Here is a 2,240-nt window from a genome sequence, read left to right as displayed (position 1 = left end):
TATGCCAGCGGGAAAACACTGGGAACCCGGTGTTACCCTAGGGAAACGCTGATTTGCGTCCGATGCCGATCGACTATTTTCTGGCGGAGATTGCAGGCAGGGATGCCTTGCGCGAACCTTGGCGCTTGATGGCAGGTGTTGTTGAGAAAACAAACCGGGGGGACCGCACGGTCTGGGACGGACTTGGTGTAAGCTGGCCCCGCCCAAGAACAGAAAAGGCGGCCTGCGAGCCGCCTTTTCTGTTCTTTCCGGTCGCTTAACCGACCCATCTCCGCGCATTGCGGAACATCCGCATCCACGGCGAATCCTCGCCCCAATTTTCCGGGTGCCAGGACATCTGCACGGTACGGAAGACGCGTTCCGGGTGCGGCATCATGATCGTGAAGCGGCCGTCGGCCGTGGTCACCGCCGTCAAGCCGTTCGGCGAGCCGTTCGGGTTGTACGGATAGACCTCGGTCGGCTCGCCCTTGTTGTCGACGTAGCGCACGGCCGACAGGCACTTGGCCTGGTCGTCGGCATTGGCGAAAACGGCCTTGCCCTCGCCGTGCGACACGACGATGGGCACCTGCGAGCCTTCCATGCCGGCAAAGAAGATCGACGGCGAATCGAGGATTTCAGTCATCACGAAGCGCGCTTCGAACTGCTCGACCTGGTTGCGGCGGAAGGCCGGCCAGTGTTCGGCGCCGGGGATGATAGCCTTCAGCGCGCTCATCATCTGGCAGCCGTTGCAGACGCCCAGCGCGAAGGTGTCCGGACGCTTGAAGAAGGCGGCGAATTCGTCGCGGCAGCCGTCATGCATCAGGATGGTCCGCGCCCAGCCGAGGCCGGCGCCGAGGACGTCGCCGTAGGAGAAGCCGCCGCAGGCGACCAGGCCCTTGAAATCCTTGAGGCTGACGCGACCGGCCAGAATGTCGCTCATATGGACGTCGACCGCAGCAAAGCCGGCCTTGTCGAAGGCGGCGGCCATTTCGTAATGGCTGTTGACGCCCTGCTCGCGCAGGATGGCGACGCGCGGATGGCCGCTGACCTGAGCATAGACCTGGGTGAAATCTTCCTGCGGATCGAAGGTCAGCTTCGGCGTCAGGCCGGGGTCGGTGACGTCGAGGATGCGGTCGAATTCTTGCTGGGCGCAATCCGGATTGTCGCGCATGGCCTGCATCTGGAAGCTGGTTTCAGACCAGGCGCGCTGCAGATCGACGCGTTTTTCGCGCAGTACGCGCTTGGCGTTGCGAGTAACGCGGATTTCGTCCCATTCGTTCATCAGGCCGACGAAATGGTAGGGCACAAACAGGGTGCGCAGGATGGTCGTGACCTTTGCGCGGTCGGCGCGGCGGATCTGGATCAGCGCGCCGAGCTCTTCGTTGAACAGGGCGCGAACGATGTGCTCGAAATCGCGGCCGGCCAGCAGGTCGGGGCGTTTTTCCGAGCCATCGACATCGCCGGCCCCGGCGTCGTAGCAGATGCCATCGAGGTCGAGCGAGACGCCGCGGCGACTGGCGAAGGCCATTTCGCAGGCGGCGACGAACAGGCCGCCATCGGAACGGTCGTGGTAGGCGAGCAGCAGGCCGTCGCGGTTGAGTTTCTGCACCGCATCGAACAGGCCTTTCAGCTTGGCCGGATCGTCGACATCCGGTGCATCGCTGCCAGTGGCGTTGTACACCTGCGCCAAACAGGAGCCGCCAAGCCGGCTCTGGCCGAGATCGAGCAGCAGCAGTTCGGTTTCGCCCTGATCGACAGCAAGTAACGGCGTTTTTGTCTTGCGCACGTCGTCGACCGCAGCAAACGAGGTGACGACCAGCGACAGCGGCGAGACGACCTGCTTCTTCTCGCCGCCCTCTTCCCAGGCGGTGCGCATCGACAGCGAATCCTTGCCGACCGGGATCGAGACACCGATGGCCTTGCACAGGTCGGAGACGGCTTCGACGGTGTCGAACAGGCGGGCATCTTCACCGGCGACGCCGCACGGCGCCATCCAGTTGGCCGACAGCTTGACCTTGCCGAGTTCGCCGACATCGGCGGCGGCCAGGTTGGTCAGCGCCTCGCCGATCGCCATGCGGCCGGAAGCCGGGGCGTCGAACACGGCGAGCGGGGTGCGCTCGCCCATGGCGAAGGCTTCGCCGAGGTAACCCTGGTAGCCCATCGTGGTGACGGCAACGTCGGCCACCGGCACCTGCCACGGGCCGACCATCTGGTCGCGGGCGGTCATGCCGCCGACGGAACGGTCGCCGATGGAGATCAGG

Annotated in this window: 1 protein-coding gene; it reads right to left on the bottom strand. The window is 64.5% G+C overall.

Going from position 1 to position 2,240, the window contains the following annotated elements; all coding sequences use genetic code 11:
* Positions 1 to 256 precede the first annotated feature (256 nt).
* On the bottom strand, positions 257 to 2,240 hold a 1,984-nt coding region (gene purL / locus ADADOO_RS12865; protein WP_511277903.1), incomplete at its 5' end, for a phosphoribosylformylglycinamidine synthase.

The organism is Azonexus sp. (genome assembly GCF_036170495.1).
Classification (GTDB): Bacteria; Pseudomonadota; Gammaproteobacteria; order Burkholderiales; family Rhodocyclaceae; genus Azonexus.
This window is presented reverse-complemented; position numbering and strand designations above follow the sequence as displayed.